The organism is Promicromonospora sp. NPDC052451 (assembly GCF_044547525.1).
In the GTDB taxonomy this organism is placed as follows: domain Bacteria; phylum Actinomycetota; class Actinomycetes; order Actinomycetales; family Cellulomonadaceae; genus Promicromonospora.
This window is the reverse complement of sequence record NZ_JBIUAP010000007.1, coordinates 284758-299846: the sequence shown is the minus strand read 5'-3', so window position 1 is coordinate 299846 and position 15089 is coordinate 284758. Positions and strand designations below refer to the sequence as shown.

The 15089-nt window shown below is 74.3% G+C and carries 12 protein-coding genes; 5 read left to right on the top strand and 7 right to left on the bottom strand.

The features are described 5' to 3' along the window. The first annotated feature begins 30 nt into the window (after positions 1 to 30). Together dgoD and guaA are read left to right on the top strand one after the other, a co-directional pair. On the top strand, positions 31 to 1179 hold the full coding sequence (gene dgoD / locus ACIG47_RS14955) for a galactonate dehydratase (protein WP_397431713.1): 1149 nt from the start codon (positions 31 to 33) through the stop codon (positions 1177 to 1179). Between the two features lie 73 nt (positions 1180 to 1252). Beyond that, entirely contained in the window at positions 1253 to 2851 is a 1599-nt protein-coding gene (guaA, locus tag ACIG47_RS14950; protein ID WP_397410396.1) for a glutamine-hydrolyzing GMP synthase, read from the top strand. Positions 2852 to 2918: 67 nt separating this feature from the next. Here the strand turns inward: guaA and ACIG47_RS14945 are convergent, their stop codons facing one another. From ACIG47_RS14945 to ACIG47_RS14930, 4 genes are all read right to left on the bottom strand, one after another. Beyond that, positions 2919 to 3545, bottom strand: a complete 627-nt coding sequence (locus ACIG47_RS14945) for a prepilin peptidase (protein ID WP_397431712.1) — start codon at positions 3543 to 3545, stop codon at positions 2919 to 2921. 253 nt (positions 3546 to 3798) lie between these two features. Continuing rightward, positions 3799 to 4953, bottom strand: coding sequence for a glycosyltransferase family 4 protein (locus ACIG47_RS14940; protein WP_397431709.1), 1155 nt, complete (start codon positions 4951 to 4953; stop codon positions 3799 to 3801). A gap of 41 nt (positions 4954 to 4994) precedes the next feature. Beyond that, entirely contained in the window at positions 4995 to 5831 is an 837-nt protein-coding gene (locus ACIG47_RS14935; RefSeq protein ID WP_397431708.1) for a hypothetical protein, read from the bottom strand. Next, positions 5828 to 7498: a PspC domain-containing protein gene (locus ACIG47_RS14930; RefSeq protein ID WP_397431706.1), complete on the bottom strand. Its 1671-nt coding sequence runs from the start codon at positions 7496 to 7498 to the stop codon at positions 5828 to 5830. Before ACIG47_RS14930 ends, ACIG47_RS14935 begins: the two co-directional genes overlap by 4 nt. Before the next feature lie 137 nt (positions 7499 to 7635). On the opposite strand from ACIG47_RS14930, the gene ACIG47_RS14925 reads away from it, so the two are divergent. From ACIG47_RS14925 to ACIG47_RS14915, 3 genes are all read left to right on the top strand, one after another. Continuing rightward, entirely contained in the window at positions 7636 to 9048 is a 1413-nt protein-coding gene (locus ACIG47_RS14925; RefSeq protein WP_397431705.1) for a PspC domain-containing protein, read from the top strand. After that, positions 9045 to 9746 carry a LuxR C-terminal-related transcriptional regulator gene (locus ACIG47_RS14920; protein WP_397410408.1) on the top strand — a complete coding sequence of 234 codons (702 nt, stop codon included), beginning with the start codon at positions 9045 to 9047 and terminating at the stop codon, positions 9744 to 9746. The genes ACIG47_RS14925 and ACIG47_RS14920 overlap by 4 nt, the downstream gene beginning before the upstream one ends. A 290-nt stretch (positions 9747 to 10036) precedes the next feature. Further along, complete coding sequence (locus tag ACIG47_RS14915) at positions 10037 to 10966, top strand: hypothetical protein (RefSeq protein ID WP_397431704.1); 930 nt, start codon at positions 10037 to 10039, stop codon at positions 10964 to 10966. Between the two features lie 52 nt (positions 10967 to 11018). On the opposite strand, the gene cobA is transcribed toward ACIG47_RS14915, so the two are convergent. Genes cobA through ACIG47_RS14900 form a run of 3 tightly spaced genes read right to left on the bottom strand, consistent with a single transcriptional unit; the run spans position 11019 to position 14948 of the window. Further along, positions 11019 to 12374, bottom strand: coding sequence for a uroporphyrinogen-III C-methyltransferase (gene cobA, locus ACIG47_RS14910; protein ID WP_397431702.1), 1356 nt, complete (start codon positions 12372 to 12374; stop codon positions 11019 to 11021). Next, the gene (locus ACIG47_RS14905; RefSeq protein ID WP_397431701.1) at positions 12367 to 13233 is read right to left on the bottom strand and encodes a phosphoadenylyl-sulfate reductase; all 867 of its coding nucleotides are present in this window, start codon (positions 13231 to 13233) and stop codon (positions 12367 to 12369) included. The genes cobA and ACIG47_RS14905 overlap by 8 nt, the downstream gene beginning before the upstream one ends. Then, complete coding sequence (locus tag ACIG47_RS14900) at positions 13230 to 14948, bottom strand: nitrite/sulfite reductase (RefSeq protein WP_397431699.1); 1719 nt, start codon at positions 14946 to 14948, stop codon at positions 13230 to 13232. Before ACIG47_RS14900 ends, ACIG47_RS14905 begins: the two co-directional genes overlap by 4 nt. Positions 14949 to 15089: the final 141 nt, after the last annotated feature.

The following is a 15089-nucleotide window of genomic DNA, read 5'->3' as shown; positions in this document are numbered from 1 at the left end:
CGGATCGGAATCGTTGAACGGAGCAGCAGCATGAAGATCGTCTCGATGACCACGTACGCCGTCCCGCCCCGGTGGCTCTTCCTCCGGATCGAGACCGACACCGGCATCGTCGGCTGGGGCGAGCCCACGCTCGAAGGGCGCGCCGCCAGCGTCGCTGCCGCCGTCGAGGAGCTGTCCGACTACCTGATCGGCAAGGATCCGCGCCGCATCGAGGAGCACTGGACCGTGCTGTACCGCTCCGGGTTCTACCGCGGCGGCGGCATCCACATGAGCGCCCTGGCCGGGATCGACCAGGCGCTCTGGGACATCACGGGCAAGGCCCTCGGGGCGCCGGTGCACGACCTGCTCGGCGGACGGGTGCGCGACCGCATCAAGGTCTACTCCTGGATCGGCGGCGACCGGCCGGCCGAGACCGCGGCGCAGGCCAAGGAGGCCGTCGACCGGGGGTTCTCCGCCGTGAAGATGAACGGACCCGAGGAGCTGCAGTACCTCGACACGCGGGACAAGGTGGAGCGGGTCGTCGCCAACGTGGCCGCCGTCCGCGAGGCGGTCGGGCCCGACGTCGGCATCGGCGTCGACTTCCACGGCCGCGTGCACCGGCCCATGGCCCGGGTGCTGCTCGACGCGCTGGCGCCCTACCACCTGATGTTCGTGGAGGAGCCGGTGCTGTCGGAGCATGTCGACGGCGTGGCCGACGTGCTGCGCGCCTCGGCCACGCCGATCGCGCTCGGCGAGCGGCTGTACTCCCGGTGGGACTTCAAGGACGTCATCACGTCGGGCGTGGTCGACGTGGTCCAGCCCGACCTCTCGCACGCCGGCGGCATCACCGAGGTCCGCAAGATCGCGGCGATGGCCGAGGCGTACGACATCGCCGTCGCGCCGCACTGCCCGCTCGGCCCGATCGCGCTGGCCTCCTGCCTGCAGCTCGACGCCGTCGCCTACAACGCGGTGATCCAGGAGCAGAGCCTGGGCATCCACTACAACACCTCGAACGACCTGCTCGACTACCTCGCCGACCCCACGGTCTTCGACTACGAGGACGGCTACGTGAGCATCCCCCGGGGCCCCGGCCTCGGCATCGAGGTGAACGAGGACTACGTGCGCGAGCGCGCCGCCGAGGGGCACCGCTGGCGCAACCCGGTGTGGCGGCACGCGGACGGCTCGTTCGCGGAGTGGTGAGCATGCCCGGCAGGTGCGGCACGTTACACGGGTGCGGAGCGCCCGAGGGCCGCGGGGCACTTAGACTTGGCCCGTGACGTCACCCGCCACCGCTCCCGAGGCTCAGCCCCAGACCCCCCGCCCGGTCATCGTCGTCGACTTCGGCGCGCAGTACGCCCAGCTCATCGCGCGCCGCGTGCGCGAGGCCCGGGTGTACTCGGAGATCGTGCCGCACACGTTCACGGTCGAGCAGATGCTCGCCAAGGACCCGGCGGCCATCATCCTGTCCGGCGGCCCGTCCTCCGTGTACGCGGCCGGCGCCCCGTTCGTGGACCCCAAGCTGTTCGAGGCCGGCGTTCCGGTCATGGGCATCTGCTACGGGTTCCAGGCCATGGCGCAGGCGCTCGGCGGCGAGGTGGCGCAGACCGGGCTGAGCGAGTTCGGCGGCACGGAGGTCGAGGTGTGCTCTGCCGGTGTGCTGCTCGCCGACACCCCCGAGCACCAGACCGCGTGGATGAGCCACGGCGACGCCGTGCACAAGGCGCCCGTCGGCTTCGAGGTGCTCGCCACCTCCGAGGGCTCGCCCGTCGCCGCCTTCGAGGACACCCGCCGCCGCCTGTACGGCGTGCAGTGGCACCCCGAGGTGAAGCACTCCGCGCACGGCCAGACGGTGCTGGAGCACTTCCTCTACGAGGGCGCCGGCCTGGCGCCCGACTGGACCCCGGGCAACGTCATCGCCGACCAGGTCGCCGCCATCAAGGCGCAGATCGGCGACGCCCGCGTCATCTGCGCGCTGTCCGGCGGCGTGGACTCCGCGGTCGCGGCCGCGCTCGTGCAGCGCGCCGTGGGCGACCAGCTCACCTGCGTGCACGTCGACCACGGCCTGATGCGGGCCGGCGAGGTCGAGCAGATCGAGAACGACTTCGTCGCCTCCACCGGCGTGAAGCTCGTGGTCCGCGACGAGAAGGAGCGGTTCCTGACGGCGCTGGCCGGCGTCAGCGACCCGGAGACCAAGCGCAAGATCATCGGCCGCGAGTTCATCCGCGTGTTCGAGGACGCGCAGCGGGACATCGTCGCCGAGGCCGGTGCGCACGGCGAGGAAGTCAAGTTCCTCGTGCAGGGCACGCTGTACCCGGACGTCGTCGAGTCCGGCGGCGGCGAGGGCGCGGCCAACATCAAGAGCCACCACAACGTGGGCGGCCTGCCGGACGACCTGAACTTCGAGCTGGTCGAGCCGCTGCGCACCCTGTTCAAGGACGAGGTCCGCGCCGTGGGCCGTGAGCTCGGCGTGCCCGAGGAGATCGTCTCCCGCCAGCCGTTCCCCGGCCCCGGCCTGGGCATCCGGATCGTCGGCGAGATCACGGCCGAGCGCCTGGAGATCCTGCGCCGCGCCGACGCGATCGCCCGCGAGGAGCTGACCAAGGCCGGCCTGGACAACGAGATCTGGCAGTGCCCGGTCGTGCTGCTCGCGGACGTCCGCAGCGTCGGCGTCCAGGGCGACGGCCGCACCTACGGCCACCCGATCGTGCTGCGCCCGGTCTCGTCCGAGGACGCGATGACGGCCGACTGGACGCGCCTGCCCTACGACGTGCTGTCGACCATCTCGACCCGCATCACCAACGAGGTGCGTGAGGTCAACCGCGTGGTGCTCGACGTGACGAGCAAGCCGCCGGGCACCATCGAGTGGGAGTGACGTCCCGCGGCCCCGTACCCGGTCCGGGTGCGGGGCCGCGGTCGTCCCGGCATGCCCCCGGCAGCCGTCACCAGCCCGCGAGGCGGGCCCAGCTCAGCCCGACGACGGTGCCGATCAGCATGTACGGCCCGAACGCGATGCCCGTCTTCCAGCCGGCTCGCCGGCCGAGCAGGAGCACGACCGCCACCACCCCGGCCAGCACGTGGGCGGCGAAGACGCCGACGACGAGCGTCGTCCACGAGTGCCAGGCCAGGACCGCGCCCAGGCTCATGGTGAGCTTGACGTCGCCGTACCCGATCCCGCCGCGCGGGGCCACGAGGTAGAGCACCTGGTACAGGGCGAAGAAGGCCAGTCCGCCGAGCACCGCCCGGCCGAGCGACCCCCAGGCTCCCGTGCCGGCGGCGGCCACGGCGAGCAGCGCCGCCGTCGCCCACGTGAGCGGGAAGACCAGCGCGTTCGGCAGCCGGTGCGTGCGGGCGTCGATCACGCCGAGCGCGGCGCCCACCACGCCGAGCACCAGGTACGCGGGGGTGAGCCAGCCGGGCCCGCTCGCCCAGACGGCCCACGCAACCGCCGGCACGACGGCGACGGCGATGCCCCGCGCGAACGGGGCCACCTCGGCCCGGGCACGTTCGTACTGGCGGACGACGAAGGGCTGGGCGGGGCTCGTCGCTGCCGGGTCGCTGGGGGTCACCCGGGGAGGCTATCGGCGCCCCGGGCCCCGTGCACCACGTTCGTGAGCGTGGAGATCGATCGACCGCGGAAAGGCCCGGTCAGGGAGGATTCCGCCGGCCCGTCTCCGGTCGCCGAGGAAGGTGCCCCGCGCAGGCCTGTTGCTGGCAGTAGACAACGTCTACCCAGAGCAACAGGCCTGCGCGGGGCACCTTCCCCCTGCGCCGCCGGCAGGTCCCGGCAGCGCACACCGGCGGACGGCGCGCGGCCTGCCCTCAGCTCCGGGACGGCAGGAGCGCCGCCGCTTCGGCGTAGGTCCGTTCCGTCGCGGCCAGGACCTCCGGCCAGGTCACGCCCGACGGCGGGGTCGCCGCCCGCGCCAGCAGGCCGTCGAGCAGGCCGGGCTCCGCCGCGAGCCGGACGACCGCCGCCGCCAGCGCCTCGTCGTCGGGTACGACGAGCCCGGTGGCGCCGTCCGTCACACGCTCGGCGACCCCCGAACCCGCGCGGGTGACCACCGCGAGCCCCGCCGCCTGGGCCTCCAGGGCGGCGAGGCCGAAGGCCTCGGCGACGGCGGGCGCGGCGAAGACGTCGGCCCGGGCGTAGAGACGTTTGAGCTCGGTGGCGGTGAGGCGTCCGGGCAGGGCGACGATGTCGCGCAGGTCGTGCTCCGCCACGAACCGCAGAGCGGCCGCGCGGTCCGGGCCGTCACCGGCAAGGGTCACGAAGAGGGAGCCGTCCGGGAGCCGGGACGCGGCGTCGGCGACCGCGGCGAGCAGCGGCAGCATCCGCTTGCGGGACGCGAACCGTGCGGCGGACACCACGTGCACCGCCGGGCCCTCGGGCCGCCGGTCGCGCTCGGTCCGGGGCACCTTCCAGGCGTCCAGGTCGAGGCCGTTGGGCAGGATCGCGACGTCGGTCCCGGTGACGTCCCGCAGCGGCCGGGCCGTCAGCTCGCTGACCGCCGTCCACCGTACCGGCCACCGTGACCATCGGGTCATGGCATCGGCGGTGGCGAAGAGCGGGGCCGCCGCGCCCCACACGCTGTGCACGGTCAGCACCGCGGGCAGGTCGAGGCGGGTCACGGATCGCAGTGCGGCCTGCACGGTCGGGGCCAGCACCCCCATGTGCAGGTGCACGACGTCGGGCCGCTCGCCCCGCGTGATCGAGTCCCGGAGGCGCCCGGTCACGTGGGCGGTGGAACGGGGGTGGACCGGCCAGCCGCCCGGCACCCGGGCAGCGATGCGGTGCACCGTCACGCCGTCCTCGACGGTGGTGCCGACCCCGTGGGCGCCGGGGCGGGCGGGGGTCGTCGTGATGACCTCGACGTGGTGCCCCGCGGCCGCCTGCTGCCCGGCCAGGCGGCTCACCTGCGCCTCGATGCCGCCGAGCAGGGGCAGGTAGGTGTCCGACACGTGGGTGATGCGCACGGCGTCATCCTCGCACCGGAGGGCCTACCTACGCCTGTGGCCTAGCGTCGCCGCACGCTGGACACCACCGAGCCGACCACCAGGATCACGCCCGCCGCACCCAGCAGCACGATCAGGGCGACGCCCAGGTCGAACACCACGCCCGCCGCGACCGCGAGGATCCCCAGGCCGATCGCGATGACGATCAGTCCCCAGACGGCCGTCCCGACGCGCGGACCGCGCCGCACGGCGGGCTGGGCCACGGGCTGACCCGTCTGTGCGGCGCCCGCCTGTGCGGGAGCTGCCTGCCCCGGACCGGCCGGACCAGCGCCTGTCGGTGCGGAGCCCGTCAGGACGGGCTGCCCGCCCACGGGCACGGGACCGGTCTGCGGGCCCGGCCCCTGCGGCGCCGGCTCGCGCAGCGGGGCGAGCGGGTCGGACTCGTCGTGGACCGGGGCGTCCTGGACGGCGTCCGACTCGGCCTGGACCCGGGCCGCGGCGATGCCGTAGGCCGGGTGCACCTCCCCCTCGGGCGCGGTGCCCTCGGGGATCCGGTGGGTCGCCTGCGCGATCTCCTGCGTCGGCGGGGTGGCCGACGCCGGGGTCACCTGGGTCGGTGTCTCGGCCAGGACCGCCGCCGGGGGCAGCACCTCGGTCGGGTCGGCGGAACTCCCGGCGGAACCGGTGGTGCCGCCGGCCGTGGGATTGGTGGTGTCGTGCGTCAGATCGGTCATGATGTCGCTCGCGTCCTGGCCCTCGGGCCGGCCGGTTGTCTGGGACGTGTCGGCCCCGGGTGTCCCCGAGCCTGTCTCGTCGGGGGTCTCGGGAGGCGTCTCGGTCGAGGCCTCGGCCCGGGCCTTGTCGTCGTGTGCGCGGTCGTCGTGCGCGTGCTCGCTCATCGCGTGCTCCTTCCCTCGGTCTCGCTGACGATCACTTCGCCGGCGCCGGCCCGGATGTCGAGGCTGAGCACCGCGCCGTCGTCACCGACCTCGTCGCTCGCGAAGTACGTGTCGGAGCCGACGCCGCTCGCGGCGCGGTCCTGGTCGTCCACGTTCCACCGGACGTTTCCTGCGGCGACGTAGGCGTTCGCCTCGACCGCCACGTCCTGGGGCACCGTCACCACGGTCTGGCCCGCGCCCAGCTCGATCGGCACGACGACGGGGTCGCCCGGCTCGACCCGGGACAGGTCGAGCTCGGACAGGTCGATCTCCGGGTCGCCCCACTGGACGTAGAAGCCGTTCTCGGCCTCGCGCAGGGTCTGCACCACCACGGTGCCCTCGGTGAGGGTGGCCGCATCCGGGTTGGACGGGTTGGTCATGATGTCCTCGACCTCGCGGCCGGTCGAGACCGCCTCGTCGGCCCACTCGTCGGGCGAGCTGCTGTAGAACGCGATGTACGCGAGACCGAACAGCAGGGCGACGATCGCGAAGAACCCGAGCACGCCGCTGGTGCGGCCGCGCAGGGCCGAGACGAGGATCGCCACGCCCAGGATCACCGTCGAGAGGCCCAGCCAGACTGCGCTGAGCCCGGGGCCGTCGTCCAGGAAGCCCACGGCACCCAGCCGGTCCGCGGCCAGCAGCAGGGCCCCGACCAGCAGGATCAGGCCCACGGTGATGCCGACGGCGGCGCTGCCCGGACCACGCCGGACGCGCACCGGGGGCGGCGCCGTGCGGACGAGCGGCGTTGGCGGCGGGGTGGGCCGGTACTGCGGCTGCTGGCGCTGCGGCGCGGGGCCGGCGCCGGTGGCGTACACGAGGCCCTCGGACCGCCGGTAGTCGACCGGCGGGGCCGGGGTGAACGAGGCCTGGCCACCCGGGCCCTGGTCGGAGCCCGGCGCGGTGCCGGACGGGGCACCGGGAACCGGCGCACCGTGCACCGGCGCGCCCGGCGTCGGGACGCCCTGCGTGCCCGGCGTCGGGACGCCCTGCGCACCCGGCGCCGGGACGCCCGGACCGCCCGGTCCCGTGTTCCGGGCGTCGCGGTGCCGCTGCACCCCCTGGACGATCAGGTACGCCGTGACCCCGAGGACGGCCATCCAGAAGAGGAACGCCAGCCACTCCCAGCCGCCGTCGTCCCACCAGCCCAGCGGGCCGCCCCAGGCGAAGCCGATCAGGAACACGGCCACCGAGCCGAGCATCGCGACGTCGAAGTTGCCGCGCGTCGCCTCCTGCAGGTGGATCCGTCCGTCGCGCTCCGGCAGGAGCGCCCAGCCGATGCCGTACAGGATGAGGCCGAGACCACCGAGGAAGAAGCTGATGATCAGCAGACCGCGCACCAGCAGCGGGTCCCAGCCGATCCGCTCCGCGAGACCGCCCGCCACACCGCCCACCCAGCGCTGGTCGGAACGCGGGAACAGGCCGCGGCGGATGGACGCGAAGAAGCCGGTCTCCGGGTAGGGCTGCTGCCCGGGAGCGGCAGGTGCGGCGTCGGCCTGCTGGTCGGACGCCGGTTCGGCGGGGTCGACAGCCGGGCCGGAGTACGTGGTGTCCGGTCCGGCCGACCCCGCGTCGGCCGGGCCACCCGGCCCGCTCGTGGCGTCCTGGGGACGCGTCTCGTCGGTGCTCATGATGTCCATGCTGGTCGACCGGCACCCCTCCCGGCATCGGGGACCGGCCCTGAACCAACCCTGGTTCCCCCGGCCGGGCACCCTGAGATCCCGGCTCAGGCATGTTCAGGGAACCGGCGGCGTGTGACGATCGGGGGGTGAAGCAACGACTTACCCTCCGCAGGCCCGGCCAGGCCGGGCCCGGATACAGCGGCCGCTGGTTGGCCGGTGTCGCCGCCGGCCTGGCGGCGCACACGGGCCTGCCCGTGTGGCTGGTCCGCGTCGCCTTCGTCGTGCTCACCGGCTTCGCGGGGGCCGGGATCGTGGCCTACGTCTTCTGGTGGGTGACCGTGCCGGCCGGCGTGCCCACCCGGCCCGACGACGCCGTGCCCACCGAGCGCCGCCGCCTCGCCCCCCGTCTCACCACCGACGCCGCCGCCGACGCCGGGGCCCAGGAGCGCAGCACGGCGTCGCTCGTCGACCGGGTGCGGCTCTCCGGACCGGTGTCCCGGCTGGCGGCGCGCGACATCTGGGTCGGCGTGGTGCTGCTGTCCAGCGCGGCGCTGCTGGTCGCCTACCGCGCCGGGTGGGACCCGGTCGCATCCTGGGTGCTGCCCGCCCTCATCGGGCTCGGCGGTGTGGCGCTGGCCTGGAGCCAGATCGACGCGACCGAGCGGGACAAGTGGGTGGGCGGCTCCGGGTCGCTCCTGCGCTCGCGGACGGCGCTGCTGCGGCTGGCCGGCGGCGTGGTGCTGACCATGCTCGGCGTGCTGATGCTCGTGGGACAGGACACGCCCGTCAGCGTGCTCATGCAGGCCACCGTGGCGTCGGTGGCGATGGTCGCGGGCCTGGTGCTGGTCTCGGTGCCGTGGTGGATCCGGCTGGTGCGGCAGCTCGGCGACGAGCGCGCCGCCCGCGCCCGGGAGGCCGAGCGCGCCGACATCGCCGCCCACCTGCACGACTCCGTGCTGCAGACCCTCGCCCTGATCCGGGCCCAGGCCAAGGACCCCGAGGCCGTGTCCCGCATGGCGCGCGCCCAGGAGCGCGAGCTGCGCGGCTGGCTGTACGACGACCGCCGTGAGCCGGGCACGTCCGTGTCGGCCGAGCTCAAGGAGCTGGTGGCCGAGATCGAGGACGCCGTGGCACCGCTCACCGTGGAGACCGTGGTGGTGGGCGACTGCCCGCCCACCGAGTCCACGGCGGCGATGCTCCAGGCCACCCGTGAGGCGCTGCTCAACGCCTTCAAGCACGGGTCCCCGCCCGTGTCGGTGTACCTGGAGGTGACGGACGAGGTGGCCGAGGTGTTCGTCCGGGACCGTGGCGACGGGTTCGACCTGGACGAGATCGCGCAGGACCGGTTCGGCGTCCGGGAGTCGATCCTCGGGCGCGTGCGCCGGCGCGGCGGCACCGCCGAGGTCGTGAGCAGGCCAGGATGGGGTACCGAGGTGCGGCTGCGGATGCCGCTGGACAAGCCGGCGAACGGCGAGAAGAAGACCGAGAAGAACGGCAGGGCACGGGCGGCGTCGGCCCCCGGTGCCGTGCCGGCCACTGTGGAAGGTGCGACGAGATGACAACCCCCGCGACGCCGTCGGGCAGCACGCAGAGCTCCGTGACCATCCCGGTGCCCGTGGTGCTCGTGGACGACCACCACCTGTTCCGCACCGGCGTGCGCGCCTCGCTGGACGACCGGGTGACGGTGGTGGGCGAGGCGTTCGACGTCGACTCCGCGGTGGCGCAGGTGCACCAGCACCGCCCGCCCGTGGTGCTGCTCGACGTGCACCTGCCGGGCGGCAACGGGGGCGGCGGCGCCGAGGTGGTGCAGCGGTGCGCCGGGCTGCTGACCGAGGGCGTGCGGTTCCTCGCGCTGTCGGTGTCGGACGCGGCCGAGGACGTCGTCTCGGTCATCCGGGCGGGTGCGCGCGGCTACGTCACGAAGAACATCGCGCCGGCCGACCTGTCGTCGGCGGTGGTGCAGGTGGCCGGGGGCGACGCCGTCTTCTCGCCGCGGCTGGCCGGGTTCGTGCTGGACGCGTTCGGGGCGTCCGCGAACGACATCGCCGTGGCCGACGACGAGCTCGACCGCCTCTCGAAGCGCGAGCAGGAGGTCATGCGGCTCATCGCACGGGGTTACTCCTACCGCGAGGTGGCCAGCGAGCTGTTCATCTCGATCAAGACGGTCGAGACCCACGTGAGCGCGGTGCTGCGCAAGCTCCAGCTCTCGTCGCGGTACGAGCTGACCCGCTGGGCGGTGGCGCGCCGGCTGCTCTGACGCGGCGGGGGTGAAGCACTTTCCTTGCACCCGCTTCACCCCGTGTGTGAGCCTCGCAGGGCGGCCCGACGACGAGCTGAACCCCGACGCACGGGACGCACCGTGCCCGAGCGACAGGTCGCGCTGCCGGAGGGGATGAAGTACACAACCGTGCGTTCACACTGGTCGGAGGCATTGATACGCTGCGGTGCCCCCGTGGGGCAGGTGCCGCACGGGGCTGTCTCCTGCGGCACCGTGCAGGGTTTCCGCGGCTGCTCGCCGCACGTCCGTCGGAGATGAAGCCAGGTCCAGTGCGCACTCGCCGTCTCGTCAGCCTCATGCTCGCGTTCGTCGCGGGCATCATCTGGGTGCTGAGCACGCTCGCGAACATCTCGAACGCGTGGGACCCGCTGAACTTCGTGCTCCGGGTGGCCGCCGGTGTGGTGACGGTGGCCGCGGCCGCGGAGTGGCTCGTGCTGACCGTCCGGGCCGCTCGGCGGCCGGAGGGGCTGCGGGACGACGAGGAGCTGCCGCTCGACGGCCCGCCGATCGTCGAGGATCGTCCGGGGCCGGACGCCTTCTCCGGCCTGGACCCGTACCGAGACTCGTTGGCCGACGAGGGCCTGCGCACCGGGCCGGCGCGTGCCCCGCATGCCGATCCCCGTTCCGACCAGCAGGCCGGGCCGGAGCCGTCTCCCGCCCCCTACCTCGACCACGAGTCGTATCCGGGTCCGTTCACCGAGGCAGAGCCCGTTCCTCCCGCCCACCCCGAACCGCTTCCGGAGTTCCGCCCCGACGCCGGAGCCGACCGCGAGCCCACCGGCGGGGGCAGCGCCGGGCGGGTCAGGCACGGGCCGGCCGTGCCGCGCAGCGCGGGCTCCGCGGTGCTGGGCGGCGTCCTGTCCCGGTTCGGCCGGCGACGCACACCGGACCAGGACCTCGCCGTCGTCGTGGGCGGGGGTGCCGTCCGCGTCGGGGCGTACCTGATGGAGCGGAAGGTGCGCCGGGTGACGCTGCGGGTCGGGCTGGACCCGGAGTCGCTCGACGCCCTGGCGGAGGTGCTGGGCGATGCCCCGCACCGGGTGTTCGGCACGCAGGCTCCGACCCGCGGCCTCTTCGCCCGCGCGGCCTACACGCAGATCGAGGGCGCGTCCGGCTCGGGTGCCTGGAGCATCGCGGTCCGCTCGGAAGACGTGGAGGTGCTCCGGTACGCCCTGTCCCGAGCGGCCGAGTTCCGTTGAGTGCTGGGTATCCGTCGGGTTGATGGCCTTCGCGCCGACGGATACCCAGCACTCAACGAGCTTGGAGGCCCCAGGAGGGGGACAGGCGGACCACCGCACCGACCACGACGACCGCCGGGGGCAGGACGCCTGCCGCCTCCGCGCGGGCGGCGATCGTGGCCAGCGTGCCGGTGGTGACGCGCTGGCGGGGACCGTAGCCGTCCTCGATCACGGCGACCGGGGTGTCGGCGGGACGGTCCCGCGTGACGAGCGCCGCGGCGGTCTCGGCCAGCCGGGTGACACCCATGAGCAGCACCAGCGTGTGGTCGGGGCCGCCGGGCACGTCGGCGGCGCCGTCGTGCCCGGTCAGGACGCTGAAGCCGCGCGCCACGCCGCGGTGCGTGACCGGGATGCCGGCCGCAGCCGGCACCGAGACCGCCGACGTGACGCCCGGCACCACCTCGACCTCCAGGCCCGCCGCGCGGCACGCCGCCAGCTCCTCGCCGCCGCGGCCCAGCACGTACGGGTCGCCGCCCTTGAGCCGCACGACGTCGCGCCCCGCCTGCGCGTGCTGGATCAGCAGCGCGTTGATCTCGTGCTGCGGCACCGGGTGGTTGCCGCTGGTCTTGCCCACGTCGATCACCTCGACCTCGGGGGCCAGCTCGCGCAGCAGCGCGCGCGGGCCGAGCCGGTCGACGACCACGACGTCAGCCTGGGCCAGGACGGCGCGGCCGCGGGCCGTGACGAGGCCGGGATCGCCGGGTCCGCCGCCGACGAGCCACACCCGGCCGGGCTGGACCGCCGGCGCGCCGGAGGCCGGAGCGTTCGCGTCGTCCGACACCGGGCCGGCCTGGACCGCTGCCGTGCCGCCCCGGTGCGGGCCGGTGGCGCGGGGGCGGTGCCGCCGCAGGGGCAGGGTGCCCGACTGGAGCGCCGCCGCCACCGCGTCGCGGATCGCCCGCGAGCGGCGGGGGTCCCGGCCGGCGGTCACCGCGACGGTCACCTCGGCGTCGTCGGTCAGGGTCGTGCGCGCCACCGCCGGGACCCAGGCGGTCCCCGCGGAGGCGTCGCCCGCCGTGACGCAGAAGACCCGCGCGCGCTCGGCGTCGTCGGCCACCTGCTGGTCCACGGACGGCGAACCGGTGGCCGTGTGCACGAGCCACGCGCCGTCGAGGTCGCCGGTGCGGTAGTCGCGCCGCACCCACTCGACGGCGCCGGGCGCCGGGCCGTCCGTCGGCTCGGGAACCTCGGTGGTGGCCTCGGTGGTGGCAAGGCCGGACTCGGGCAGCACGCTGTGCGGTGCGACGACCCGCACCCGGGCGCCGGCCTCGACCAGCGCGCCGACGCGGCGCGCGGCCACGGGCCCGCCGCCGACCACGACGACGAGCCGGCCGGCGACGCGGAGTCCCAGGGGATAGATGTCAGACATGGAGACCGCACTCGTCCTTGTCGCGCCCGGCCCAGCGGCCCGAGCGCGCGTCCTGGCCCGGCAGCGGCCGTGCGGTGCACGGTTCGCAGCCGACCGACGGGTAGCCGTCCGCGAGCAGCGGGTTGACCACGAGGCCGTGCCGCGCGGCGTACTCGGCCACCTCGTCGTCGGTCCACGCGGCGATCGGGTTGATCTTCACCACGCCGTTGCGCTCGTCCCAGCTCACCAGGGGCGCGTTCGCGCGGGCCGCGGTCTCGCTGCGGCGCACGCCCGTGGCCCAGGCCTCGTAACCGGCCAGCGCCTTCTGCATGGGTGCGACCTTACGCATCGCGCAGCACGCCTCGGGGTCGCGGTCGTGCAGCCGGGGGCCGTACCGTGCGTCCTGCTCGGCCACCGTGAGCTCGGGGCGCACGTCGATGACGGTCACGTCGAGCTCGATCTCGACGGCGCCCCGCGTGCCGAGCGTCTCCGCGAAGTGGTAGCCGGTGTCGCCGAACAGCACGTCCACGAACGGGAACTGCTCCGCGACCAGGTGCGACAGCACGGTGTCCTGCATCGAGGACGCCACCGCCATGAACGGACCGAACTCGCGCACCGCCCAGGCGATGACGGCGTGGGCGTCCGCCTCCCGGTTGCCGGACGACGCGTGCAGCTGCGCCTGGCCCCGCTCCACGACGGCTCGCAGTTCCTCGGCGGTCCGGCGACGACGGCGGGACCGGGCGATCGGCCGGGCCGCGCGGATGCTCTCCCGGGCGGCCGCGCGGGCACGGACTCGAGCGAGACGCGGGTTCACGCCCGCCCCGAACGCCGACGCCGGCGCGGCGAGCGCGACGGCGGACGCAGGCTCCGTGGTGGTCATCGCAGGGCCTCCTCGTCGGCGCGGTGCGCCCACTCGGCGAAGGTCTCCTCGCCCTCGTGGTCGGCGTCGTACCGGCGCACGACCCGCTCCACGTAGTCCCCGATCCCGTCGGCGGTCACCTTGAGGCCGCGCACGGTGCGCCCGAGGCCGGCGTCGTCCCGGTCGAGCGACGTGAGGCCGCCGCCGAGGTGCACCTGGAAGCCGGGCACCTGGTTGCCGTCGTCGTCGAGCACGAGCTGGCCCTTGAGGCCGATGTCGGCCGTCTGGATGCGTGCGCACGAGTTGGGGCAGCCGTTGACGTGCAGGCTCAGCGGCTTGAGGTTGGTCAGGTCGCCGAGCCGCTCCTCGAGCTGCGTGATCGCGGCGGCCGACGTCGCCTTGGTCTCGACGATCGCGAGCTTGCAGTACTCGATGCCGGTGCAGGCGATGGTGTTGCGGCGGAAGGGGCTGGGCCGGGCCTGGAGGCCGAGCTCGGCCAGCCCGGCGACCAGCGGCTCGACCTCGTCCTGGGCGACGTCCAGCACCAGGAGCTTCTGCTGCGGGGTCAGGCGGACGCGGCGGCTGCCGTGCGCCTCGGCGAGGTCGGCGAGACGGGCGAGCGTCTCGCCAGAGACGCGGCCCACCGTGGGGGCGGCGCCGATGTAGAAGCGGCCGTCGTGCTGCTCGTGGACGCCCACGTGGTCGCCGCGCTCGTCCAGGCCGAGGGAGGCGGGCGACGGCGGCTCGATGCCGTCGCGGAGCTGGTACCCCAGGTACTCGTCCTCCAGCACCTGGCGGAACTTCTCGACGCCCCAGTCCGCGAGCAGGAACTTCAGGCGGGCCTTGTTGCGCAGCCGCCGGTACCCGTAGTCACGGAAGATGCGGACCACGCCGTGCCAGACGTCGGCGGCCTCCTCCGGGGAGACGAAGGCGTTCAGGCGCTCCGCGAGGCGTGGCGCCGTGGACAGCGCGCCACCCACCCAGACGTCGTAGCCGATCCCGTGCTCGGGGTGGTCGACGGCGACGAACGAGATGTCGTTGATCTGGTGCACCACGTCGAGGCTGGGGTGCCCGGTGATCGCCGACTTGAACTTGCGGGGCAGGTTGGCCAGGGCCGGGTCGCCGATGAAGCGCTCCTGGATCTCCTCGATCACCGGCGTGGGGTCGATGAGCTCGTCCTTCGCGACGCCCGCGACCGGGCTGCCCAGGATGACGCGCGGCACGTCGCCGCAGGCCTCGGTGGTGCTCAGGCCGACCGCCTCCAGCCGGCGCCAGATCTCGGGCACCGACTCGACCTCGACCCAGTGGAGCTGGATGTTCTGCCGGTCGGTGATGTCGGCGGAGTCGCGCCCGAACTCGGTGCTGATGCCCGCGATGGTGCGGAGCTGCTCGGTGGTCAGGGCGCCGCCGTCGATGCGGACGCGGAGCATGAAGTACTTGTCCTCGAGCTCGTGCGGCTCCAGGGTGGCCGTCTTGCCGCCGTCGATCCCGGGCTTGCGCTGCGTGTACAGGCCCCACCAGCGGAACCGGCCGTGCAGGTCGTCACCGGGGATCGAGTCGAAGCCCTCCTGGGCGTAGATCTTCTCGATCCGGTCGCGGACCTCCAGCGGGTCGGACTCCTGCTTGAACTCCTCGTTGTGGTTCAGCGGGGCGGTGCCGTCGACCTTCCACTGGCCGTTGGGGCGGGCGGGGCGCTTGGCGGTGCGGGGCTGTGCGGGCGGGGCGGTGTTCACCATGGGCAGGGTCCTGTTCGTGCGGGGCGCGCGGGCATGAAGCTGGCTGGGGGAGTGGTGCGCGTCGTTACGGGCAGGAGGCCGTTTCCCGGGGATGACCAGGGACTCAGCGCTGCGGGCCGGCGGCGCGCGCTGACCTTGCGG